Source organism: Streptomyces sp. 6-11-2 (assembly GCF_006540305.1).
In the GTDB taxonomy this organism is placed as follows: Bacteria; Actinomycetota; Actinomycetes; order Streptomycetales; family Streptomycetaceae; genus Streptomyces.
Genome location: NZ_BJOR01000001.1, coordinates 7,485,408 through 7,507,214, shown reverse-complemented (window position 1 = coordinate 7,507,214; position 21,807 = coordinate 7,485,408). Strand labels below are relative to the sequence as shown.

The window sequence follows — 21,807 nt, the reverse complement described above, 5'->3', positions numbered from 1 at the left end:
GCCCGGCCCGGTGCGCCCGATCAACGGTCGCACCGGGCCGGGCCCGACGAGTCGGGAGTCGTGGGCCGGCCGATGACCTCGGCAGGCCGGATCAGGCCAGCTTGATCCGCTGAAGGTCCTCGCCGACGACCACCTTGCCGCCGTACCCCCGCTGTGCCCACTTCTTCCACTTCCGGGCGTCGATCGGGTTGTGGGCGACCTCGGAGATGTGCGAGAGCACGAGCATGTCGACCTCGGCCCGCTGTGCGATCGGACCGACCTTCTGGACCTCGACGTGGGACTGCAGCAAGTGGTCCACGAAGACCGCCGGGGCGTCGAGCCCCTCGACGCTGATCGCCTCGTGGACCAGCACGTCCGAGCCCTTGGCCAGGGCGATCAGATTGTCGCTGTACGTCGTGTCGCCGGAGAACGTGACCGAGCCGTGGTCGGTGTCGAAGCGGAACGCGAAGGAGGGGAACACCGGTCCGTGCGGCACCAGGATCGCGGAGACCTTGACGCGGTCGTCCTCCATCACGACGAACGGCTTCATCGCGGGCGCGGTGTTCTCGTACGTGGCACCGACCCTCGGAAGCTCGATCTCGTGCACATCGGCAAGGGCCCGGATGTCCTGGATACCCATGTCACGCAGGAAGACGTTCGTGCTGTAGGCGTACGCCGCGTGGCAGTCGTCGGTCAGTGCCTTCAGGCCCGGCGTCGGGCTGTCCGGGTTGACCGTCGGCGCCTGTCCGCCACCGAACTTCGGCGGGAGCCCGCCGGCCGGTCCGGGACCGTAGACGGGGACGGGGCGGGTGAGGTTGTCGTGCTCCTGGTTGGGGACGCTGCCCCCGAGCAGGAAGAAGTTGTAGTAGTCGGCGACGTGGTCGGCGTGGAGATGCGTGATGAAAATACCGCTCAGGGACGCCAGTGTGAGGCCGGACCGCACGTACTGGGTGGCGGCCGAGCGCCCGCAGTCGATCACGTACGTCGCGCCGTCGACGACGAGCGCGGTGGAGATCCCAGCCCGCAGCGGGTCGATCGGAGGGCCCGCCTTGGTGCCCAGCAGCACCAGTTCGAGCGCACTCGGCGAGCTCTTGCCGGGCTCCCGGCCCGAGGGCTCGGTACGGGTTTCCGCCGCCGCCGCTGTCGCGCCGGGGAGGCTGAGGACCACCGGAGAGATACCGAGGGCGGTCAGCACGGAGCGCCGAGCGACCCCGCTTCCGGCATCGGCAGGAGATTCAGGACCGCACAGGTTGCACATGATCATCCGCCTTGGTGTGGAGTGGGCTGGCTGAGGTTGTGCACTGCCATGGACAGTGCGCAATAGGGGCGTTGCGAGATTGCAGTAGCCGGAAGCGCTCATTCGCCGAGCGGCGATCCGGGTCCGAAACAGCCTGCGGCGTCGAATTGCCGGGAAGACTCGCATGACCGTTTGACGCAGAGCAATAGGTGCCAGAAGCCTTGATGTGCCGTCTGCGCGTCGGCCGGTGTTGCTCCAGGAAACCGCAATGCAATCCGAAGAGCGCCTCTGACCAGCCGCTTCAGTTCGCGATGGAAGAGTGAAACAAGGCGAGATCCAACCCTCATGTGATGCAGGTCACGTCAATTCCCCATCGCTCCGCGAAACCTGCTCCGGACTTCCCCTCCCACTCCCATACAGAAACCGATAGGGGGCGGCAAAGAATTCTGTATGGCTCGGCTCGGGAAGGGGTCGACGCGGGCGCGTGCGACCTTGAGCGGGCGCGTGCCACCTCAAGAGCGAGTAGTCACTCCGTCATTCTCTCAGGCGCCTTTACGGAAGGGTTCGACGGCGTGGCTCAGCCGTTGCCCGTCGGCGGCGTGGCGGTGTCCGAACACGGACGCCGCCACGGCGAGCACGGTGAACAGCGCGCCCGGCAGGACCAGCATGCCCACCCAGCGTCGACCCGCCGCCGACCGGAGTGCGCGGTGGCGTCGGCGGGATGAAGACCGTGTCCTGGACTCCGGATCGGAGTGCGCGGGGGCGTTCGTCGCCGCGGGCGCGGGCGGACTTCCGGTCCGGGCCGGTCAGGTTGTGGAGCCGGGGCCGGGCGGGATGTGAACGGTCATGATGAGGTGGCAGGTCTCGGTGCCCGAGCCGCGGTAGGTGTGGGTGGTGTCAGCGTCGAAGGTGGCGGTCTGTCCGGCCTCGACAGGATGCTCGGCGCCGTCGACGATCAGTGTCATCCGGCCGGACGTGACGCTGACGGTTTCCACGACGCCGGCCTGGTGGGGGTGGCTGGGGTATTCCTCGCCGGGCTCCAGTTTCCAGCGCCAGACCTCGACCGGAGCCGGTCCCGAGGTGGTCAGCATGAGCCGGGCCTCGCTGCCCTGCTCCCCGGCCCACAGGGGCATGACGGCGTCGGCGGACACCACGCGGACACGGCCTTCGGCCGGTCCTTCCATCAGTGCGGACACCGAGATGCCGAGAGTGTCGGCGAGGCGGACCAGAGTGGCGAAGTTCGGGTTGCCCTGGGCTTTCTCCAGCCCGACCAGAGCACCCTTGCTGACCTTGGCCCGGCGCCCCAGTTCGTCCAGGGACAGGCCCGCTCGTGTGCGTGCGGCTCTGACGTTGTGCGCGAGCGTGCGCAGGGCTGCTTCTGCCTCGGGCACTTGATCACCGTCCTGACGAGTGGAGCACTGGAATGGACCGTCCGGTCATTTGGTTGACAACAGGCGGTCGTTTCATTGTACGGTCGGGTCGTTCCATTGTGAAAGTTAGGGAAGTGCCGTGCTCGCTCTGCTGCTGGCCCTGGGCAGCTCTCTCGCCTACGGATGCGCCGACTTCCTCGGAGGCCTCGGTGCCCGTAAGGCGCATGTGCTGCGCACCGTACTGGTCGCGGCCCCGGCCAGTCTCGCCGTCGAGCTGCTGCTGTGGCCCGTCCTGGGCGCCACGTTCACCTGGGCGAGCGTCGGGTGGGGCGCAGCCTCCGGGGTCGCGTCCGCCGCCGCGTTCGCCCTGCTGTACAAGACCCTCGCGATCGGCCCGATGAACGTGCTCTCGCCCATCACCGCGCTGGTCTCCGCCGCGCTTCCGGTCGCGGTCGGACTGCTCCAGGGCGAGCGCCTGGGCGTGGCCGGGCTTGCGGGTCTGCCGCTGGCGCTGGTGGCGGTGGTCATGGTGAGCGCCGGGCACGGAGAAAGCTCGTCGCGTCCGTCCCGGACGGCGCTGCTGCTGGCCTTCGGCGCGGGTGCCGCCATCGCCCTTCAGCTCGTCTTCCTGCACCAGGCGCCCTCCGACAGCGGTGTGGCCCCTCTGATCATCGGCAGAGCGGTCTCCTCGGCCGTCACCCTGGCCGCGGCCGCGGTGATGCGCCGCCGGCTGGGCCCGGAGAAGCCCGCCTACACGATCTCCGCGGCCTCGGGCGTGCTGGACTCGCTGGCGAACCTGCTGTTCCTGCTCGCCGCGCGCAGCGGGGACCTCACCGTCGTCGCCGTGATCACCGCCCTGTATCCGGCGGGCACGGTGCTGCTCGCCCGCGCCGTGCTCGCCGAACGCGTCCACCGTGGCCAGCTCGTCGGCCTGGGCACCGCCGCCGTCGCGGTCAGCCTCCTCGCCCTCACCTGAACCGCCCTGTCCGTTCTACCGCCACCAAGGAGAATCACATGTTCATCCAGCCCTGGGATGCCGGCCTGGACGATGCCGAATGGCAGACATGGATCGCCGACGGCCACGACTTCGGCCAGCTCAGCGTCAACGGCCTGCTCGGCCAGGCGCCCGTCGTCGTCCCCACCCACTTCACCACCGACAACGGCCAACTGCTGATCCACCTCGCCCGGCCCAACCCGGTCTGGAAGGCGATCGAGCACGACCCGCACGTCACCTTCACCGTCATCGGCGACTACGCCTTCGTCCCCGGACCCTGGCGCGCCAAGCCCGGCATCCCGCCCACCGATGGCGTGCCCACCAGCTACTACGCGGCCGTCCAGTTCACCTGCCGCGCCCACATCGTCGACGCCCCCGAGGCCAAGGCCGACCTGCTGCGCCGCCAGTTGGCCCACTTCCAGCCCGACGGCGACCACGCCCCCATCGACGTCGACCAGCCGCCCTACGGGCGGATGCTCCCCGGCATCCGCGGACTGCGCCTGGAGGTCATCGAGGTGCGGGCCAAGTTCAAGTACGACGACCACAAACCCGTCGAGCACCGCACCGCCGTCGCCGGCCGACTCACCGCGCGCGGCCGGGGTCTGGACGGACCAGCCGCACGCCAGCAGCTGCGCCGCCTGGACCGCATCGGCCCATGGAAGCCCTGAAGCCCGCCGCCGGCACACACACGAGAGGAGGACCTCGCACATGACCGCCTTCCGCATCAACCCCGCCGTCACCGACGCCTTCCCGGACACCCTCGTCGCCCTGGTCACCGCCACCGGCCTGCTCGGCCATGAACCCTGGCCCGACACCACCACCGCTCTCGAAGACCTGGAGCAGCAACTCGCCCTCGGCATATGGCAGCCCGCCGACGAGAACGACCCGCGCATCGAGGCGTGGCACACCGCGTACCGTTCCTTCGGCACCAACCCCCGCCGCATCCGCCCCAGTGTCGACGCCCTCGGCCGGCGTATGACCAAGAAGGGTGTGCTGCCCCGTATCAACCCGGCGGTCGACTCCTACAACTCCGTCTCCGTCCGCCACGGGCTGCCGGCCGGGGCCTTCGACCTCGACCACGTCACCGGCGACGTCGACGTCCGCTACGCCGACGGAAGCGAGGAGTTCACCCCGCTCGGCGAACCCGGCACCGTCGAACGCCCCAGGCCCGGCGAGATCATCTACGCCGACGCCGCCGGTGTCCTCACCCGCCACTGGAACCACCGCGACGCCCACCGCACCCGCGTCACCGAGGACTCCGTCCACGTCGCCTTCGTCCTGGAAACCCTCCACGCCACCCGGGACGGCGACATCCTCAAGGTCGCGGCTGACGAACTGCAGGGCCTGCTCGTCCCGCACGCCGAGCGGACCGCGGTGCACTATCTGAGCCCCGCCCACCCCAAGGCCGACGCCTGACCCCTTCCGCTCGGCGCGGCGGGCGTACAGGCGCGGAGGCGAGGAGGTCTCACCGCGGGTGGGGCAAGGTGTTCACCGGATGCGGTGGGTCTTCCAGAACGACGTCAGGTCCTTGCCGGTCATGGACTGGGCGGTCTTCTTGAAGTCGGCGGTGGTGGAGACGCCGTACCAGTGGTCGTGGGCGTAGCGCTTGAGGAGTCGTGCCATGGTGGCGGAGCCGAGGGTGCGCTCCAGGTCTGCCAGGGCGCAGGGGCCGGCGGTGTAGATGAGGTGGTATGTGCCGGGGTGCGTCGACCAGTAGGCCATCGAGCTGGTGAGCGCGGCGTTCCGGTCGGGCCACTCGTCCGGGTCCCAGCAGTCACGGGTGTCCAAGCCGTAGAAGCGGAAGTTGGCGTACTGGGCGAAGCTCTCGTCCAGCCAGGGCGCACGGTACTGGTCGTTGCCGACGATGCCGTACCACCACTGGTGGGCCAGTTCGTGGACGACGGCGTTGCCTTCCTCGGTGGTGCCGAGCAGGACCAGGCCGGGGTATTCCATGCCGCCGCCGAACTGCGGGGTCATCACCAGGTCGAGCTCGCCGTACGGGTAGCGGCCGTACTCCGTGCTGAACCGGTCGACGGCGGCGGCGCCGTCCTGGCGGGCGAGCCGCACGCCCTCGGCCGGCGTGTCGGGTGCCCAGTACGATCTGACCCGCACGCCGCCGGGAGTGGTCTGGTCCGCGGTGCGGAACGGGCCTGCCGCCCACGCGAAGTCCCGTACCCGGTGCGCGAGGCTGCGCGTGAGAGTGCGCCCCTGCGTGCCGGGGCTGGTGCGGGTGCGGCCGGTCGCCGGGACCTTGAGGGCCGACGGGTGGTCGAGCGTGACCTGGAAGTCGCCGGCCAGGGTGTAGAAGCTCTCGCCGGTCGACACGTACGGGTCGAGGTGCCATCCCGCCGCGTCGTGCACGGCCAGCACGGGCAGCGCGTTGCCGAGGAAACGGAACGCACCCTCACGGCCGAAGCGGTCGTTGCGCCCGGGCACGGTGAGGGACACGTCGAAGGAGACAGTCGCGCGCCAGCCGCGCGCGAGAGGTGCGGGCAGGGTGATACGCAGCGCCGTGCAGTCGACGCTGAGCCGCCCTGCCGTGCCGCCGCGTACCCGGGACACGGTGAGGGGGGAAGGGCTGCCGGCAGTGCCGCAGGCGTCCACGCCGTTGCCCCACAGCCGCAGGTACACCTCGCGCAGGGGCCGGTCGGCGGCGTTGCGGAACGACACGCGCTGGCGGCCCTTCCAGTGGGTGCCGTCGGCGTCGGCGCGCAGGGTCACGTCGTAGCGCGGGTGATCGGGTGTCGCGGCCTGGGCGCTCTTGGCCCCGGCCGTACGTCCGGGGGCTGCGTCGGCAACACCGGCACCGGCTCCGACGAGCAGCGCGAGCAGAGCAACGAGCAGACGGCGAGGGGTTGTTGACGGCCACGCGGAGAGAAACGACATGGCAGCCGATCGTGCCACAGCGCTCTCCGGGACACGCCCTGCCGTGCGGGAAGTAAGCGGGCCGGTTCCGTTTGCCGCGACCGAGCACGACAACAGGCACGGCTGCTGGACAACGTTCACGGTGTCTGCCTGGACGGCAAGGGGAGGACCGGGCAGCCCGGCCCTCCCCCTGTGTTGAGCGGGAGTTACTCGGTGACCTCGTGGTCGTGGCCCTCGTGCAGGCCACCACCGCTGCCCGCCGAGCCCTTGGTGTTCTGCGGCGCCACCGGCTTGCTCAGGATGCTGGTGTCCCAGGCGTACTGGCCCACCGCGTTGGCGATGACGTCGATGTTGACGTCGAACGCCTTCATGTTGATGTTCTTCAGGGTGTCGCAAGCGGCGTGGTAGCAGGCGTCGTACGCGACACCGGCCTTACCGCCGTACGTCTTTGCCTGCGCGGCCGTCTTGATGCCCTCGGCGCCGGTGAAGGTGCCGCCCGAGGGGATACCCACCTCGATGAACGGCCCGTAGTCCGACCGGCCGGTGAAGTCGGTGCCCTCGTGCGGGATGCGCCGGCTGTCCAGGTAGTCGGTGATCTGCCGCTCCAGCTGCGCCGAGCCCTCCGGGCCGGGCCCGGCACCGACCTGGTCGGAGTCGTCACCGTCGTAGACGAACTGGGCGTAGTTCGGCGAGGCGATCATGTCGAAGTTCAGGTACAGCTTGACCTTCGCGCGGTCCGCCGCCGAGAGGCCGTCGACGTACGCCTCCGAGCCCAGCAGGCCGAACTCCTCAGCCGACCACCAGGCGAAACGCACCTTGTTCTTGACCTTCTCGTGGGCGAGGTTCAGCGCCACATCGAGGATGCCGGCGGAGCCGGAGCCGTTGTCGTTGATGCCCGGGCCGGCCGCCACCGAGTCCAGGTGGGCGCCGAACATCACCACGTTGCCGGCGTCGCCACTCTTGGTCTCGGCGATGACGTTGTAGGTGCGCCGCATCTCCGCGAAGGTGCGGATCTCCAGGTTGACGGTCACTGCGCCGGAAGCGGCCTTGGCCGCCAAGGCCTCACCGTCCGCCTGCGTGACGCCACCGGTCGGGATCTTCGCGACGTTCGGGTCTCCCAGGGTGCCGTTGAGCGCGCCGTCGGTGTTGTTGTAGATGATCGCGCCGACCGCGCCCGCACCGGCGGCGGCCGCCTGCTTCTCCGCAAAGGTGCAGCCGCCGCGCTTGATCAGCGCGATCTTGCCGGTGAACGTCCCGGACGCGTAGTCACCCGGCTCGCAGCCGGTGGTGTCGTCGACCGGCACCGCCGCGACCGGGGCGGTGATGCCGCCGGTGGGGCTGTTGGCGGAGTACGTCATGGCGATCAACGGGACGTCCTGCTGCTGCGGCGACACCACCCGCAGGCTCTCCGCCAGCGTCTGGCTGAACTGGTAGTCGAACTCGTTCCGGGTCACCGAGTACCCGGCCTTCCGCAACAGGCCCTCGACGTACTCGGCCGACTGCCGGTGCCCCTCCGACCCGGCCACCCGGGTGTTCCCGTTCTTGTCAGCGATCCGCTGGAACTTCTTCAGATGCTCGTACGCATCCTCGGCGTTGCTCTTCTTGACGAGCTTCTGTGCGAGCTTGGCAGCCTCCTTGGCAGGGTCGCTGTGGGCGGAGGCGGTGCCTGATCCGATCAGCAGCAGCGGCGCTATGAGCCCTGCGGCGGATACGGCGGCTACCGTGGTGCGGCGGTTCCGAGCGTTCAAGACGCTTCCTTCCGGCAGTCCATGAAAAATGGGCGTAATGGCCGAAAACAGGCCGAACGGCGTGTGGCGGTACGCCGGGGCAGGCAGGGACGGCCGGATCGCTCCGCCGCCCTGCCACCGGCAAGGAGAAAGGTATCTGCTCAGTAAACGCTTGGTAATGGGTTGCAAGAAATCTTCAACGCCAGCGCCACCCGTGCGCGCGTGCCGAGCGCTCCGACCGACCCGTGATTCAACCGAAGTTGACTGGATGTCATCGATGCTGACTAGAGTTCAGGGCATGTCGAAGGTGGATGTCGGCCGCTACCTGGAGCGACTGGGTGTCGCGGCTCCCGACGCGCCGTCAGTGGCGGGGCTGCGGGCGCTGCACGCCGCGCATGTGGCCCGGGTGCCGTACGAGACGCTGGAGATCCATCTGGGGCGGGCGACCACGGTGGATCCCGCGCAGTCGGTGGCACGGATCCTCCGGGGGCGCGGCGGCTACTGCTTCCACCTCAACGGAGCCTTCGCCACCCTGCTCCACGCCCTGGGGTACGCCGTGACATGGCACCGCGGCGGAGTCCAGGGCAGTCGGACCGCCCGGCCTCCCGGAGCGAACGCCAACCATCTGGCCCTCACGGTGGTCTGCGAGGGCGAGACCTGGTTTGTCGACGTCGGGCTCGGTGATGCCCTGTACGAGCCGCTGCCGCTCCGTTCCGGGGAGTACCGACAGGGGCCCTTCGCCTATCGGCTCTCGCCCTCGGCGGTCGAGCCCGGCGGGTGGCGCTTCGACCACGACCCCCGTGGCTCCTTCGCCGGGATGGACTTCACCATGGCGACCGCCGGGCCGGACGACTTCGCGGCACAGCACCGGGAGTTGTCCACCTCGCCGGATTCGGGGTTTGTCCGGGTCGTCTCCGCGATCCGCAGGGACGCGGCCGGCACGGACGAGCTCCGCGGCTGCGTACTGGTCCGGACCGACGGTGACGGGCGGTCGGAGCGGGAACTGACCACCGAGGCCGCCTGGTTCGGAGCCCTCGCGGAGGTCTTCGGGCTCACCCTCACCGACGTCGGCGAGGAGGAGCGTTCCGCGCTCTGGGAGAGGGTGCTGTCGGCCCACCGGACGTGGCTCGCCGCCCGCACCGGCTGACCGGATGAGCATGCGGGCCGGTGGGACGCCGCTCCGAGCCGTTCCGGGCCGCTGCGGACTGCTCCGGACTGGGTCCACGCCGAGCTCGACCGGCTGGGCGGGATGCTGCCGCACGGCGCTCGGATCGCCGGGCAGCGGCTGCGGTCCAGGGCAGGGGTTGTCCACCGCTTGGCGATGGACCGGGAGTCGGGTGTCCCGCCGGGCGACGAGCCGCCCGGCGGGACCGGTGCCTTGGCGCTTGAGCGCCAGGGCCTCTCGTTTGGATCATGCCGGGCTCGCGGGCCCTGGCACCGCTCCTCGCCGCGTTGTCGTCGGTTGGCAGGGCTCCGCCCTGCCGCCCTCCTCCGCCTTGCGATCCACGGCACCAGACCCCGCTCCCTGATCCGGCCTGATCCAAACGAAAGACCCTAGCCGACGTTTCCGGGTGGTTCGCTGACCCGGAGTTCGGCGGGCGTTTGCCGGGTCAGTCGAAGTACTCCGGCTGGCTCTGGACGTTCAGCTGGTCCAGGTGGACCTTTCGGGCCGAGTCGGTGCGCCGGTCGTTGAGCTTGAGCACATCGAAGCCCTTGGCGATGTCGTTCGAGTAGATGTAGCCGTTGTAGTAGTACGCGGACCAGGAGCCGCCCACGGTCAGCCGGTCCGTGGTGAGCGGGCCGCGCTCGAAGTACCCGATCTCCTTCGGCTTCGTCGAGTCGGTGAAGTCCCAGACCGAGACGCCGCCCTGGTACCAGGCCTGGACCATGATGTCGCGGCCCTTGACCGGAATCAGCGAGCCGTTGTGGGCGACGCAGTTCTCGGTGTCCGCCTGGTGCCGGGGGATCTTGAAGTAACCGCGGAAGACGAGCTTGCGGTTGTCGCCCTTGCCGACGATGTCGTAGATGCCGTCGGCTCCGCGGTTCGGGCCGATGGCCTCGTTGCAGGTCGCGGCGCCTCCGCCGCCGAGCTCGTCGGTGAAGACGACCTTCTTCGCGGTCTGGTTGAAGGTCGCCGAGTGCCAGAACGCGAAGTTGACGTTGTCCTGGACCTGGTCGATGACCTTCGGGTGCTCCGGGTCCTTGATGGACATCAGGATGCCGTCGCCCATGCAGGCACCGGCGGCCAGGTCCTTCGACGGCAGCACGGTGATGTCGTGGCAGCCGGTCGTCTTGGAGACACCCGGGTTGGTGGGCGCGCCGGGGTTGCCGCCCCCGTCGGGGCCGTCACCCGGGAAGAGCACCGTGAAGTTGACGAGCGCGGCCTTCTGGGGAGCGTCGCGCGGCACCTTGACGATCGAGATGCCGTCGTGCGGGGGCTGACAGTCGGGGAACGAGGGGCTCGGGGAGTACGAGGACACGTAGATGTAGACGTTGCGGCCATGGGGAACGATGGAATGCGTGTGTGAGCCGCAGTTGGTCTCGACGGCCGCGACGTACTTCGGGTTCTTCTTGTTGCTGATGTCGAAGACCTTCATGCCCTCCCACGACGACTTCTCGGTCGCGGGCTGCGGCGTGCTCGAGCAGGAGTTGTCGCTGCGTGAGGAGTCGGTCGACAGGAACAGCAGGTTCCCGGAGACGGATATGTCGTTCTGCGACCCCGGGCACAGCACCTGGGAGACCGTCTTGGGAGCCTTCGGGTTGCTGACGTCGAAGATGCGGAAGCCGTCGTAGTTGCCGGCGAACGCGTACTTGCCCTGGAAGGCCAGGTCGGAGTTCAGGTCCGTCAGGGCGTCCTTGGGGACGTTGGCGAGGTGTTGGATGTTGTCGGAGTGGACGATCTCGTCCTGCGCCGGTATCTCACCCTTGGCGATGGCCGTTCTGGTCTCGGCCTCCTCGCTCTTCGACACACGCTGAGTCGCGGTGGTGGCGTCGCCGGGGTCGGGCGTCGCCATGGCCGGTGCTGCCGTGAGCAGCGCCGCCAGCAGGCCGGTGGCGGCTGCCACAACCCCGAGGTGTCTGAGCCGTGTTCGGGGACTGTGCAACAGGTTCACTGTTTCCTCCCTGGTCTCCGTTCACAAGGGAACGGTTCACGGACAACGGCAGTATCGTATTTTTTCATGTACAGATCAAAGGATGGCAACACACTCACCGTGAATGTCTTTGATCGTGCCAAGTGGCTGGGGGTCACCGCTCTCGCCCTTGTCGCCCTCACTGTCAGCGGGTGCGACTCGGGCACGGACGCCTCGGCGAAGAGCAGCGCGCCCGGCCCCTCGGTGATCGCGCCCGGCAAGCCCGGTGAGCCCGCCCGGACCCTGTCCGCCGAGGACGCCGCGAAGGAGATCCCCGACGGGTCCCCCAACGGGGCGGACTTCGAGTACGTCCAGATGATGATCATCCACCACGGCCAGGCCCTCGAAATGACCGAACTCGCCGAACACCAGGCGAAGTCGAGCGGCGTGAAGCGGATCGCCTCACGTATCGCCGCAGGTCAAGGGCCTGAAATCGACGCCATGAAGGGGTGGTTGAAGAACCACGGCGGGGCACGGCGCACGAGTGGCGGCGCCGGCTCGGGGCACAACCACGACCATGCCACGATGCCCGGCATGGCGACCGAGGCACAGCTGAAGCAGCTGCGCGCGGCGCGGGGCGCGGCCTTCGACGAGCTGTTCCTGAAACTCATGATCATGCACCACAACGGCGCGATCATCATGGCCACATCGGCGCTCTCGAACGGCAACAACGTACAGGTCGAGGAGATGGCGAACGAAGTGATCGCACAGCAGACCAGCGAGATCAGCCGGATGCGTGCGATGCCCTGACGATCGGCGTGGCGTTCCGCAGGCGTCTCCCCCGGGCGCGCCCGGCGGCGCGATGCAGAAGGCGGCAACCGCAGTCGCCCCGCGCCCGCCGGGCAGCCCCGCGGAACGCCTCCTGAACCCTGTTGTCGAGGCGGCCGGGCAAGACCACTGAGTGCTCGAGGACGGTCTCTTATCCCAAGGCCGCCAGAAGTGCGCGCTCTGTGTCCGTGGCGAGTCCGGCGCGGCGCGACCGGTGGAGCCCCTGCTCGCGTTCCCAGCGCAGCGTGTCGGCAAGGAGGTCGGTGCGGGAACGGTGGCGCAGGCCCGCGGCGGTGGCGGCGGACGCGTCGCGTGCCGCCCAGCCCTCCCAGCCCGGTTCGACCACCCACATGGGCAGTGAGTCGGCGCCCATGTACTCGGTCACTCCGTGCGCGAGGAGTTGTTCGGACGCGACGGAGACGACCGGTCCGGTGTGCCCGCCGACGCTCCGAGACAGCTCGATCCACTCGGCGAAGGGCACCATCGGGCCAACCGCGTTGTATGTGCCCGTGGTTCGGCGTTCCGCCGTATCGAGGAGCCACGTCGCCAGGTCGCGCACGTCGATGGTCTGCGTCGGTGCCTTCGGGGTGTCGGGGACGAGCAGCGGCGCCTGCGGGGCACGGGCGGCGCGGGCGACCCAGTAGCCGGAACGATCGCTGTGGTCACCGGGCCCGCCGATGAGTCCGGCACGCGCGACCAGGACCCGGTCGGCCAGGGCTGTCCGGGTGAGCGTTTCGCAGGCGGACTTGGCCTCGCCGTACAGCTCACGACCGACCTCTTCGTGTTCTGTGGCGCCCAACAGGGCGGCGGACTCGTCCGCGCCGGGCTCGCCATGGGAGGCGTACGCGCTGATCGAGGAGACATAGATCCAGTGACGTGCCCGCGCGCCCAGGGCCGCAAGAGCTCCCCGTGCGAAGCCGGGTTGCCAGGAAACCTCGAGCACAGCGTCCCATTCCCGGTCGGGCAGAGACGCGTACGCGGCGGGGTCGCGCCGGTCCGCGGTCACCAGACGCGCGCCTTCCGCGACGGGCCCGCTGTCACCACGCGCCAGGCACGTCACCCGGTGGCCACGACCGAGTGCCTGCCGGGAAACTTCACGGCCCAGCCAGGCCGTACCACCGAGGACCAGGATCTCCATGCGCTCCATGACGGCACTCAATCAGCATGTCCCGACCGAGCCAAGAGGCCTCTGCCGTCGGCAGAACCGCAGAACCCGCATGGGCGGTCGGTCACTCGGCGGAGACCGGCGCCGTCCTGCGGTCAGCCCGCCGATTCGGCCGCGTGCGGGCTGAGGACACCGGCCATGACCAGCCCGATGATGACGATGCCGAGGACGATCCGGTACCAGACGAACGGCATGAAGCTCTTCGTGGAGATGTACTTCATGAACCAGGCAATGACGGCGTACCCGGAGACGAAGGCAACCCCCGTGGCGAACAGCGTCGGCCCCCACGCCACGTGGCCGCTCTCCATCGCGTCCTTCAACTCGAAGACACCGGAGGCCAGTACGGCGGGAATGGCCAGCAGGAAGGAGTAACGGGCCGCCGCCTCGCGCCGGTAGCCCATGAACAGCCCGCCGCTGATGGTGGCGCCCGAGCGGGAGACACCCGGGATCAGGGCCATGGCCTGGCAACAACCGTAGATGAGGCCGTCCTTGACGCCCAGGTCCCGCAGCACCTTGCCCTGCTGGGGCGCCCGGTGCCGGCCGCCCCTCTCGTCGCGCGCCGCCAGCCGGTCGGCGACACCGATGACCACACCCACGACGACCAGCATGGTCGCGGTCACCCGCAGATCACGGAACGGCCCCTCGATCTGGTCCTTGAGAGTCAGCCCGAGCACCCCGATCGGTATCGATCCGACGATCACCAGCCAGCCCATGCGAGCGTCCGGATCACGGCGCATCGCCCTGCTCCCCAGCGAACGGGACCAGGCCGACAGGATCCGGCCGATGTCCTTGCGGAAGTAGATCAGCACCGCCGCCTCCGTGCCGATCTGGGTGATCGCCGTGAAGGCGGCGCCGGGGTCCTGCCACCCGGAGAAGGCCGCCGTCAGCCGCAGATGCGCGCTGGAGGAGACGGGAAGGAACTCGGTCAGCCCCTGGACGAGTCCGAGGATGAGGGATTCAAACCAAGACATGAAGGTACGGAGTCCAAGGAGCCGATCCGGAAAGGGCGATGGACACACCGGTCCACCGTGCCTGGTGATCGGGTGCGCCGCGGGGGCAAGGTAACGCCCGCAAGTGACGGGACCACGAACAACGCCTTCACACAAGGCCACGCGCTCCTGACGACACCGTCGACCAGTTGCGCCCGGTCCCGTACCTACCGCTTGGTCATGATGCGGCTGACGTGGGACTTCACCGGCGTTTTGCTCTGCCTCGGCCCAGCGGGACCGGCTCGCTGTCCGCCCGGTGCGGCAGCCCGGACACGGTGCTGTGAGCTGCCGTGTCACGGAACCAGGCAAGGAATGCGATGACGAAGAGTCCTTCAACGAGCAGAGAAAGTACGCCGTAAGGCGGCTCCCAGCCGGGTTCGTGATAGCCGTCCGGCAGACCGACGGTGCGCGACAGCAGAAAGCCGGTGATCATGCCGAGGCTGACGAGTGCCCCGGTCAGCCAAGCGGCCAGGGAACGTTTCATGAGGACGAGCGCCAGAGCGACGGCAAGCATGACGGCGCTGCCTACAGCGAACAGGACGCCGATGTAGAACTTTTCCTCAAGGTGATCAGGAATGAGGAGTGTGTGCAGCACCGCGTTGGCGACAGCACAGCATGCTCCCATTCCTCTCAGGGAGGCTTTGGCTGCATGGGTGGAGTTCATCGTGCCTCCAGCTGTTCACGTGCCTGGAGCACAAGGCCTCGGGGGAAGCCTCGGCAGCGGAAAGCCGGAGCGGGACCTCGGCTCACCGCTCGCAGACGGGGAGGGCGTGCGCTCACGGCCTTCCGGCCCGGTCGAGTGATCGCTGTGGTCAGCGGGAGGCACCCCCCGCTGACGGGGGCTCGGCCGCCCGGCAGGCCGGGCAGATGATCTGCGCATGTTTCCCGTATCGCCGGGTCAGTCCCTGACAGCGCGGGCAGTAACCGACCTCTTCAGGTGTGCACCCCAGCAGGCGTGCGGCGGCCGTCCGGTCGGTCGCCGGGTCGATACGCTGAGCCATCTCGTCCACATGTACGAAGATATCCGGCCATATCGGACAACCGCATGCGCAGGCCCGGTGAGCCCCGCGCCGGGACGGCCTCCGCGAGCACGGCGCCGTTCCATGCAGCGCGCCTTATGACCGGCCACCTCCGACGAGGCCCTTGGACTCCATACCGCGACGCCGGAGCGCCGGCCACCGGCCCAACGGTGACCGCGCCTACACTCCCCCGCCCTTGCCGGCAGCCGCTCGCAGGGCGTGCCGGAGCTGGTCGACCCCGGGCGCACCAGCCAAGCCATGCGGGGTGCGGTAGATCCGGCACGCCACCGAGGGCGAGGAGCCCGGCTCGGCGAACGGATCGCGGCCGTCGATCAGGATCGTCGGGGAGCCAGTGAAACCCGACCGCTCGGCCTCAGCCTGATCCGTGATCACCCTGGTGGTGAAGGTTTCGCCGGACAGTCCGACGCCGTCCAGGGCCTCCCGCAGCTGCTCCTCGGCAAGCCTCTGGTTGGGGCATCCTGGCACCACGAAAACCTCGATCTCCATACCTCCAGAATCCCGCATCACCTCCAGGACCCCGCATCCGGGCATGTTTCAGACCACCTACCCGCCCAGCGCTCAGGTGGAGGTGGTCACGTCGACGGGCCCCGGCGAACGCTTCACTGGCGACGTCTGCCTCAACCTGATCGAGGCCCCCACCGCACCGGGCCGCCTGGCCATCGGTCACATCGCCATCGTCGTCGGCGACGGTGATGGCGACGGCACCGCCTGGCTCGAACCCGTAACCGACGAGCAGTACGTCGCGGCCCCCGCCGCGGTCGACGGCTGACCAAACGGAACGCTGCCGCACGCCCGGGGTCGAGCGCGGCCGCCGCGCGCAGGACGAGAAGTGCTGCCGCAGCGCGCCCGACGTGGTGGTGACACGTATCGACGATGGCGGGAATACGGCGGCACGGTATGTTCTCGCCATGCACACCATCGCCGTTCTGGCGCTGGATCAGGTGATCCCCTTCGACCTGTCCACGCCGATCGAGGTCTTCTCCCGTACGCGGCTTCCCGACGGGCGTCCCGGTTACCAGGTCCGCGTGTGCGCCGAGCGACCCGAGGTCGACGCCGGCACGTTCACCCTCCGCGCGCACCGCGGACTCGACGGGCTCGACGGCGCGGACACGGTCATCGTGCCGGGCACGGCCGCCCCCACCGCACCGCTCACGCCCGCGGTCCGCGACGCGCTGCTGGCGGCCGCCGCGGACGGCACCCGGATCGCGTCCATCTGCACGGGCACCTTCCCGCTGGCCGCCACCGGACTCCTCGACGGGCTGCGCGCCACGACGCACTGGATCGCGGCGGACCTGCTGGCCGCACTGCATCCGAAGGTGACGGTCGACCCCGACGTGCTGTACGTCGACAACGGCCAGTTCCTCACCTCCGCGGGCGCCGCCGCAGGCCTCGACCTGTGTCTGCACATGATCCGCGGCGACTACGGCTCGGCGGTGGCCGCCGACGCGGCCCGACTCTCCGTCATGCCGCTGGAACGGGAGGGCGGACAGGCGCAGTTCATCGTCCACGACCACGCGCCCACACCGCAGGGATCCTCCTTCGAGCCCCTGCTCACCTGGCTCCAGGAAAACCTGGGCCGGAACCTGACCCTCGCCGACATGGCCGTGCACGCGGGCGTCAGCACCCGCACCCTCATGCGTCGCTTCCGCGAGCAGACCGGCACCACCCCGCTGCAATGGCTGCATCGGGCGCGCATCCGGCAGGCCCAGCACCTCCTGGAGACCACACGGCACCCGGTGGAGCGGATCGCGGGACAGGTCGGGTTCGGCTCGCCCACGGCGTTCCGCGACCGCTTCAAGCGGATGACGGGTGTCAGCCCACAGACGTACCGCCGCACCTTCAGCTGAACCCCTCCTGCCGGGCCCGCGGCCACGCGCACGGTGGGGCCGCATCCGCTCCTCCACCCAGGCCCTGGAATAGCCGCGGACCCGCCCGCGTTGCCGCGCACATGACGACGAATGCGCCGCGGCCCGAGGTGCTGCGATACACCGCCTTCTCCAGCGCCCCCGACGGCGGAAACCCCGCCGGCGTCGTTCTGGACGCCACCGCCCTGGACGACGGCGACATGCTGGCCATCGCCGCCGACCTCGGATACTCGGAGTCCGCGTTCCTGACCGCGCCCCCGGAGGGCCTCGGTGGCCAGGAGGGGTGGGCGTACGGCATCCGTTACTTCAGCCCCAAGGCCGAGGTGCCGTTCTGCGGGCACGCCACCATCGCGACCGCCGTCGCGCTCGCCGAACGGATGGGCCCCGGGGAGCTGGTGTTCGCGACGCGCGCCGGCACCGTGCCGGTGGAGGTGACGGCGGAGGGCGGGACGGTCAGGGCCACACTCACCAGTGTCGAGCCGCACATCGAGGACATCGCCGACACCGACCTCGCGGAGGCGCTTGCGGCCCTCGGCTGGCCGGGCGCCGATCTCGACCCGGCCTTCCCGCCCCGCATCGCGTTCGCCGGCGCCCGCCATCTCGTACTGGCGGCGGCGACTCGCGCGCGCCTGGCGGATCTCGCGTACGACTTCGCACGCCTCGAAGCCCTGATGCACCGCTTGGACCTGACCACGGTCCAGCTGGTGTGGCGGGAGTCGGCCACCGTCTTCCATGTCCGTGACCCGTTCCCCGTCGGCGGCGTCGTCGAGGACCCGGCGACCGGCGCCGCGGCCGCCGCGTTCGGTGCGTACGCCCGTGAGCTCGGCCTGGTCCCCGAGGACGCCGTACTGACCCTGCATCAGGGCGAGGACATGGGCCGCCCCGGCGAACTCACGGTGACGCTGCGCGCGGGTGACCCGCGCGTCCGGGTCAGCGGCACGGGAGCACGCATCGGCTAGTCGGTCCTTGCCGACCGGGCGGCGGCGCCCGTACCGGTGACGGCGGTGCGGGCGGACTCGTCGACGTGGAGCGTGAAGACGTCGGGGCGCGCGTAGTGGCCGGTGGGATCGAAGTCGAAGCGGGCACGTGTGAGGTCGTCGAGGTCGAGTTCGGCGGTCAGGATGCCCTCGCTGTCGCGCAGCGGGCCTGCGAGGACCTCGCCGAGCGGGGAGACGATGACGGAGCCGCCGCCGATCAGGACGGTGTCGGGGGCGTCGCCCTGGACGGGGTGGAGGTCGGCGGGCAGGGCTTCGCGGCGCAGGTACTGGCCGGCACTGAGGACGAAGCAGCGGCCCTCCAGGGCGATGTGCCGCATGGTGGCCTGCCAGGCGTCGCGGTCGTCCACGGTCGGAGCGCACCACAGGTCGATGCCCTTGGCGTACATGGCCGTGCGGAACAGCGGCATGTAGTTCTCCCAGCAGATGGCCGCGCCGAGGCGGGCCGTGCCGGTGTCGACCACCGGGAGGGTGGAACCGTCGCCCTGACCCCACAGGTAGCGTTCGGCGGCGGTCGGCATGAGCTTGCGGTGCAGGCCCAGGTAGCCGTCGGGGCCGAAGAAGAGGGCGACGCAGTAGAGGGTGCCGCCCTGGCGTTCGACGGCGCCGACGACGGCGTGGCAGCCGAGGTCCCGGGTGAGGGCGGCCAGGGTGTCGGTCTCGGGGCCGGGGACGTCGATGGCGGCGGCGTGGTAGCGGCGGAACAGTTCGCGGCCGGCCGGGGTGCGGCTGCCGACGGTGATGTCGAAGCCCAGGCCCTTGGGATAGCCGCCGAGGAACGCCTCGGGCAGGACGACGACCTCTGCGCCTCGGTCGCTGACGGCCTCCCGGACGAGCTCCGTGGCGCGGTTCAGCGCGGCCTGTGTGTCGAACAGCGGGGCGGCCGCCTGGACGACGGCAGCGGTCACGGTACGACGGGACTCGGGGGCCGCGGCAGCGGCGTGGGGCAGCGAAGTCATGGCAGCGAGGCTAAAAGGAGGGAGCTGACTCCGGGTGACTGGCACCGGTCGGGGCGATCTCTGTCGGCCCGTCCGTTCCCAGGGGGCTCCCCCCGGCAAGGGAACGGGCGACCGCTGTTCAGGGTGCGAGTTCGGGGACCGCCCGGTCCCGCGGTCCTGTCGAGGCACAGGGCACTGCCATGCCAGAGCTCAGGACGAAGCTGCGCGCCGCTGGATTCTGTATGGGTGCCACGTCAGCCGGTTGAGTCCGGATCGACCTCTACCATCCGACAGCAGGGGTGACGCTCGGGCGCTGGCGGCTGTGCCGGGCCAGAGTCCGGGCGGCGGGAAGTCACAGAACCCGCTGCTCCGGGGTGCCGAACCTTACGGCGGCGCCAGAGTCACCGACGGAGCCAGGACCGGCATGACGTCGGCACGGACGGACTTCGGTCGGTGGGGCCGGTGTCGCTCCCCATGCTGGGCGAGAAGCTTTTCGCGGTTCTGGAGCAGGAACTGACCAAGGGCCCGGTCGCGCCGGGTTGACCGGACCAGCCCTGCAGGCCGGCCCGGATCGAGACCCTGTCCGCTTCCGTCAAGGCTTGCGGCCGACCCCGCACCACATCGGCAACGCGCCGGGAGACAGGCCATCCGCAGGATCGGGATGCCATTCGGGCAGTTGGACGACGCCCGGCTCCAGGAGATCCGTGTCGTCGAAGAACCGGGTGACGTCGGCATGCGTGCGGGGCGTGGCTCCCGCGTGTTCGGCGGCCCGATCGTTGTACACGCGCATCGACTCAGCGACCTCCTCGGCCCCGATGTCCGCGGCCGGGTGGGAGAGGACAATGTGGCTGCCGGGCGCGAGCGCGTCGAGGAGCCGTCGGGCGATGCCGTACGGGTCGTCGGCGTCCGGAACGTACTGCAGGACCGCCACGAGCATCAGGCCCACGGGCTGCGCCAGATCCAGCATCTCCCGAGCCGCCGTCAGGACGCTGTCCACGTCACGCAGATCCGCCTCGAGATAGTCCGTCGCTCCTTCCGGGGTGCTGACCAGAAGCGCACGGGCGTGAGCCAGGACGATGGGGTCGTTGTCGACGTATACAACCCGGGCGCCTGGGTCGACCCCCTGCGCCACCTCGTGCGTGTTGTTGGCCGTTGGGATCCCGGTGCCGATGTCGAGGAACTGCCGGATTCCCGCCTTCCCTGCCAACTCCCGCACCGCCCGCCCCAGGAAGGCCCGGTTGGCCCGGACCGCCGGAACGATCTGCGGGTTGGCCGCAGCCGCCAGTTCGGCCGCCTCCTGGTCGGCGGGGTAGTGGTCCTTGCCGCCCAGCCAGACGTTGTACACCCGCGCGGGATGCGCCACCGAAGAGTTGATCGGCACCGTTCCACCTGCCGCACGCTCGTTCATCCCAACTCGCTCCCCTCACCTGCCTGGCCGGATGCCTACCCTAGCCAACACGTCAACTCCCTTACAGGCGAGTGATGTTAGGGAAGCAAAGGACCTGTCGACGTGCTCCCTGGCCTAAAGTCCAGGGATTCCGGCCTGGGTCGTCTGACCCTTCCGGGGGCTTCCTGCTTCATCAGTGGCCCAATGAGATGACCTGTCAGCAATACCTGGCTGATCCTGGCCCCAGCCTGCGAGCACCGCCGCAGGGGCGCGGGCGAAGGCTTCCGGACCGTATGCACTCACCCAGGCCGCGACAGAGGAGTTCAACCTGCTGGAGGCGGAGTTCGAGGCGGCCGGAAGTGAGATCGAGTCGGTTGCGCGGGAGGAGATCGCAGAGGACTTCTGGTGTGTCGCGTCGGCCTCGGGTTCACGGACGCGGATGTAGAGAAGCAGATCGCCGCCCGGGTTTGGTGCGCGACGACCGGACCCGTCCACAGGCGGCCAGACGCCGTCGACGTCGACGACCTTCGGGCGGGAGGCGGCGGGTCGGCAGCCGTGCCGAGGCCGGTGATCAGGCCGCCGGTGACGGCGACCCAGCCGCCGGCCAGGTCGCCCTGGGGTTCATCCACGGTGACGATCGGGTCGGCGTCGCGGATCAGCTGATCGGCGGTGGTCACGCCTCCGCCTCCGGGTAGTCGTCCAGGATGGCGAGCGCCGCGGCGGTCGCGGCGACCGGGTCGCCGGCGCGTACGGCTTCGAACAGTGCCGTGTGGAACGGGTCGTCTCCGGCGTCGTCCATGCACTGGTTCGCCTTGACGGTCTCCCACAGGACGTCGCTCATGTTCCGGTAGAGGTCGCTGAGCACCGGGTTGTGGGACGCCTCGGCGATGCGCAGGTGGAAGTCGACGTCGGCATCGGTGAAGGCGTCCAGGTCCCGGGCCCGGCCTGCGGATTCCCTGCGTTCCATGGCTTCGCGGATCACGGCGAGGTCGTCATCGGTGCGCGTCGTGCTGGCGAGGCGGGCGGCGACTATGTCCAGGCCGCGGCGGACAACGAGGATGTCGGCGGTCCTCGCCCGGTCGAAGTGCCGGCGCAGTGCGACCTGGCCCTCGTCGGTGGCGATGACGTAGGTGCCGTCGCCTTGACGGGTGGTGAGCAGTCCCGCGTGGACGAGCACCCGGACCGCCTCGCGGATGGACAGCCGGCTCACAGCGAGGGTCGCGGCGAGCTGGTCCTCCGGCGGTATCCGGTCGCCCACCTGCCATGTGCCTCGCGCGAGTTCTGCCCGCAACTCGTTGATCACAGCGTCGACGATCGACATTCGTGCGACGGGTTTCATGCAACCCTCTTCCCTGAT

General features: G+C 69.6%; 21 protein-coding genes and 1 pseudogene. 9 read left to right on the top strand and 13 right to left on the bottom strand.

Annotated features, from left to right (window positions below; all coding sequences use genetic code 11):
• Positions 1-91: 91 nt before the first annotated feature.
• From TNCT6_RS33705 to TNCT6_RS33700, 3 genes are all read right to left on the bottom strand, one after another.
• On the bottom strand, positions 92-1,174 hold the full coding sequence (locus tag TNCT6_RS33705; protein ID WP_216372825.1) for an MBL fold metallo-hydrolase: 1,083 nt from the start codon (positions 1,172-1,174) through the stop codon (positions 92-94).
• Between the two features lie 584 nt (positions 1,175-1,758).
• Positions 1,759-1,884 carry a hypothetical protein gene (locus TNCT6_RS41760; protein WP_301184410.1) on the bottom strand — a complete coding sequence of 42 codons (126 nt, stop codon included), beginning with the start codon at positions 1,882-1,884 and terminating at the stop codon, positions 1,759-1,761.
• Between the two features lie 138 nt (positions 1,885-2,022).
• The gene (locus TNCT6_RS33700) at positions 2,023-2,607 is read right to left on the bottom strand and encodes a helix-turn-helix domain-containing protein (RefSeq protein ID WP_141365177.1); all 585 of its coding nucleotides are present in this window, start codon (positions 2,605-2,607) and stop codon (positions 2,023-2,025) included.
• 118 nt (positions 2,608-2,725) lie between these two features.
• Between TNCT6_RS33700 and TNCT6_RS33695 the strand changes: the two genes are divergently transcribed.
• The 3 genes from TNCT6_RS33695 to TNCT6_RS33685 are packed head-to-tail and all read left to right on the top strand — an operon-like array spanning position 2,726 to position 4,996.
• Positions 2,726-3,562 carry an EamA family transporter gene (locus TNCT6_RS33695; RefSeq protein ID WP_141365174.1) on the top strand — a complete coding sequence of 279 codons (837 nt, stop codon included), beginning with the start codon at positions 2,726-2,728 and terminating at the stop codon, positions 3,560-3,562.
• Positions 3,563-3,600: 38 nt separating this feature from the next.
• Positions 3,601-4,248: an FMN-binding negative transcriptional regulator gene (locus TNCT6_RS33690; protein ID WP_141365173.1), complete on the top strand. Its 648-nt coding sequence runs from the start codon at positions 3,601-3,603 to the stop codon at positions 4,246-4,248.
• A 40-nt stretch (positions 4,249-4,288) separates the two neighbouring features.
• Positions 4,289-4,996: a B3/4 domain-containing protein gene (locus tag TNCT6_RS33685; RefSeq protein ID WP_141365171.1), complete on the top strand. Its 708-nt coding sequence runs from the start codon at positions 4,289-4,291 to the stop codon at positions 4,994-4,996.
• A gap of 72 nt (positions 4,997-5,068) precedes the next feature.
• Here the strand turns inward: TNCT6_RS33685 and TNCT6_RS33680 are convergent, their stop codons facing one another.
• Positions 5,069-6,466, bottom strand: coding sequence for a M1 family metallopeptidase (locus tag TNCT6_RS33680; protein WP_141365169.1), 1,398 nt, complete (start codon positions 6,464-6,466; stop codon positions 5,069-5,071).
• Positions 6,467-6,651: 185 nt separating this feature from the next.
• The gene (locus TNCT6_RS33675; protein WP_141365167.1) at positions 6,652-8,193 is read right to left on the bottom strand and encodes a M28 family metallopeptidase; all 1,542 of its coding nucleotides are present in this window, start codon (positions 8,191-8,193) and stop codon (positions 6,652-6,654) included.
• Positions 8,194-8,470: 277 nt separating this feature from the next.
• On the opposite strand from TNCT6_RS33675, the gene TNCT6_RS33670 reads away from it, so the two are divergent.
• Positions 8,471-9,319 (top strand): arylamine N-acetyltransferase, encoded by an 849-nt coding sequence (locus tag TNCT6_RS33670; RefSeq protein WP_141365165.1) that lies wholly within the window; start codon positions 8,471-8,473, stop codon positions 9,317-9,319.
• A 463-nt stretch (positions 9,320-9,782) separates the two neighbouring features.
• On the opposite strand, the gene TNCT6_RS33665 is transcribed toward TNCT6_RS33670, so the two are convergent.
• Complete coding sequence (locus tag TNCT6_RS33665) at positions 9,783-11,285, bottom strand: LVIVD repeat-containing protein (RefSeq protein WP_141365163.1); 1,503 nt, start codon at positions 11,283-11,285, stop codon at positions 9,783-9,785.
• 66 nt (positions 11,286-11,351) lie between these two features.
• Between TNCT6_RS33665 and TNCT6_RS33660 the strand changes: the two genes are divergently transcribed.
• Positions 11,352-12,053, top strand: coding sequence for a DUF305 domain-containing protein (locus tag TNCT6_RS33660; protein WP_141365161.1), 702 nt, complete (start codon positions 11,352-11,354; stop codon positions 12,051-12,053).
• 169 nt (positions 12,054-12,222) lie between these two features.
• Here the strand turns inward: TNCT6_RS33660 and TNCT6_RS33655 are convergent, their stop codons facing one another.
• From TNCT6_RS33655 to TNCT6_RS33635, 4 genes are all read right to left on the bottom strand, one after another.
• The gene (locus TNCT6_RS33655; RefSeq protein ID WP_141367049.1) at positions 12,223-13,209 is read right to left on the bottom strand and encodes an NAD-dependent epimerase/dehydratase family protein; all 987 of its coding nucleotides are present in this window, start codon (positions 13,207-13,209) and stop codon (positions 12,223-12,225) included.
• A 122-nt stretch (positions 13,210-13,331) separates the two neighbouring features.
• Entirely contained in the window at positions 13,332-14,207 is an 876-nt protein-coding gene (locus TNCT6_RS33650; protein WP_141365159.1) for an undecaprenyl-diphosphate phosphatase, read from the bottom strand.
• Positions 14,208-14,427: 220 nt separating this feature from the next.
• A complete protein-coding gene (locus TNCT6_RS33645) occupies positions 14,428-14,889 on the bottom strand; it encodes a hypothetical protein (protein ID WP_141365157.1) in 462 nt (153 codons plus the stop codon).
• A 535-nt stretch (positions 14,890-15,424) separates the two neighbouring features.
• On the bottom strand, positions 15,425-15,751 hold the full coding sequence (locus tag TNCT6_RS33635; protein WP_141365153.1) for a hypothetical protein: 327 nt from the start codon (positions 15,749-15,751) through the stop codon (positions 15,425-15,427).
• A gap of 43 nt (positions 15,752-15,794) precedes the next feature.
• Here TNCT6_RS33635 and TNCT6_RS33630 point away from each other — a divergent pair, with 43 nt between their 5' ends.
• From TNCT6_RS33630 to TNCT6_RS33620, 3 genes are all read left to right on the top strand, one after another.
• Positions 15,795-16,034 (top strand): hypothetical protein, encoded by a 240-nt coding sequence (locus TNCT6_RS33630; protein ID WP_141365152.1) that lies wholly within the window; start codon positions 15,795-15,797, stop codon positions 16,032-16,034.
• A gap of 139 nt (positions 16,035-16,173) precedes the next feature.
• The gene (locus TNCT6_RS33625) at positions 16,174-17,112 is read left to right on the top strand and encodes a GlxA family transcriptional regulator (protein ID WP_141365150.1); all 939 of its coding nucleotides are present in this window, start codon (positions 16,174-16,176) and stop codon (positions 17,110-17,112) included.
• Positions 17,113-17,213: 101 nt separating this feature from the next.
• Complete coding sequence (locus TNCT6_RS33620; protein ID WP_141365148.1) at positions 17,214-18,089, top strand: PhzF family phenazine biosynthesis protein; 876 nt, start codon at positions 17,214-17,216, stop codon at positions 18,087-18,089.
• Here TNCT6_RS33620 and TNCT6_RS33615 read toward each other — a convergent pair.
• Together TNCT6_RS33615 and TNCT6_RS33610 are read right to left on the bottom strand one after the other, a co-directional pair.
• On the bottom strand, positions 18,086-19,084 hold the full coding sequence (locus tag TNCT6_RS33615; RefSeq protein ID WP_141365146.1) for a nitrilase-related carbon-nitrogen hydrolase: 999 nt from the start codon (positions 19,082-19,084) through the stop codon (positions 18,086-18,088). The two genes, TNCT6_RS33620 and TNCT6_RS33615, sit on opposite strands and share 4 nt — an antisense overlap.
• 571 nt (positions 19,085-19,655) lie before the next feature.
• The gene (locus TNCT6_RS33610) at positions 19,656-20,471 is read right to left on the bottom strand and encodes an SAM-dependent methyltransferase (RefSeq protein WP_141365144.1); all 816 of its coding nucleotides are present in this window, start codon (positions 20,469-20,471) and stop codon (positions 19,656-19,658) included.
• A gap of 271 nt (positions 20,472-20,742) precedes the next feature.
• Between TNCT6_RS33610 and TNCT6_RS41280 the strand changes: the two are divergent.
• Positions 20,743-20,921: pseudogene (locus TNCT6_RS41280) on the top strand (DUF5713 family protein); the annotation flags it as partial.
• A gap of 202 nt (positions 20,922-21,123) precedes the next feature.
• On the opposite strand, the gene TNCT6_RS33605 reads toward TNCT6_RS41280, so the two are convergent.
• Complete coding sequence (locus tag TNCT6_RS33605) at positions 21,124-21,789, bottom strand: FadR/GntR family transcriptional regulator (protein ID WP_141365142.1); 666 nt, start codon at positions 21,787-21,789, stop codon at positions 21,124-21,126.
• Positions 21,790-21,807 lie beyond the last annotated feature (18 nt).

Excerpts from the sequence above, each read along its gene's own strand:
- TNCT6_RS41760 (WP_301184410.1), bottom strand. The coding sequence starts at position 1,884 with ATGCTGGTCCTGCCGGGCGCGCTGTTCACCGTGCTCGCCGTGGCGGCG.
- TNCT6_RS33690 (WP_141365173.1), top strand. The coding sequence starts at position 3,601 with ATGTTCATCCAGCCCTGGGATGCCGGCCTGGACGATGCCGAATGGCAG.
- TNCT6_RS33685 (WP_141365171.1), top strand. The coding sequence starts at position 4,289 with ATGACCGCCTTCCGCATCAACCCCGCCGTCACCGACGCCTTCCCGGAC.
- TNCT6_RS33680 (WP_141365169.1), bottom strand. The coding sequence starts at position 6,466 with ATGTCGTTTCTCTCCGCGTGGCCGTCAACAACCCCTCGCCGTCTGCTC.
- TNCT6_RS33670 (WP_141365165.1), top strand. The coding sequence starts at position 8,471 with ATGTCGAAGGTGGATGTCGGCCGCTACCTGGAGCGACTGGGTGTCGCG.
- TNCT6_RS33660 (WP_141365161.1), top strand. The coding sequence starts at position 11,352 with ATGTACAGATCAAAGGATGGCAACACACTCACCGTGAATGTCTTTGAT.
- TNCT6_RS33655 (WP_141367049.1), bottom strand. The coding sequence starts at position 13,209 with ATGGAGATCCTGGTCCTCGGTGGTACGGCCTGGCTGGGCCGTGAAGTT.
- TNCT6_RS33650 (WP_141365159.1), bottom strand. The coding sequence starts at position 14,207 with ATGTCTTGGTTTGAATCCCTCATCCTCGGACTCGTCCAGGGGCTGACC.
- TNCT6_RS33645 (WP_141365157.1), bottom strand. The coding sequence starts at position 14,889 with ATGAACTCCACCCATGCAGCCAAAGCCTCCCTGAGAGGAATGGGAGCA.
- TNCT6_RS33635 (WP_141365153.1), bottom strand. The coding sequence starts at position 15,751 with ATGGAGATCGAGGTTTTCGTGGTGCCAGGATGCCCCAACCAGAGGCTT.
- TNCT6_RS33630 (WP_141365152.1), top strand. The coding sequence starts at position 15,795 with ATGTTTCAGACCACCTACCCGCCCAGCGCTCAGGTGGAGGTGGTCACG.
- TNCT6_RS33625 (WP_141365150.1), top strand. The coding sequence starts at position 16,174 with ATGCACACCATCGCCGTTCTGGCGCTGGATCAGGTGATCCCCTTCGAC.
- TNCT6_RS33620 (WP_141365148.1), top strand. The coding sequence starts at position 17,214 with ATGACGACGAATGCGCCGCGGCCCGAGGTGCTGCGATACACCGCCTTC.
- TNCT6_RS33615 (WP_141365146.1), bottom strand. The coding sequence starts at position 19,084 with ATGACTTCGCTGCCCCACGCCGCTGCCGCGGCCCCCGAGTCCCGTCGT.
- TNCT6_RS33610 (WP_141365144.1), bottom strand. The coding sequence starts at position 20,471 with ATGAACGAGCGTGCGGCAGGTGGAACGGTGCCGATCAACTCTTCGGTG.
- TNCT6_RS33605 (WP_141365142.1), bottom strand. The coding sequence starts at position 21,789 with ATGAAACCCGTCGCACGAATGTCGATCGTCGACGCTGTGATCAACGAG.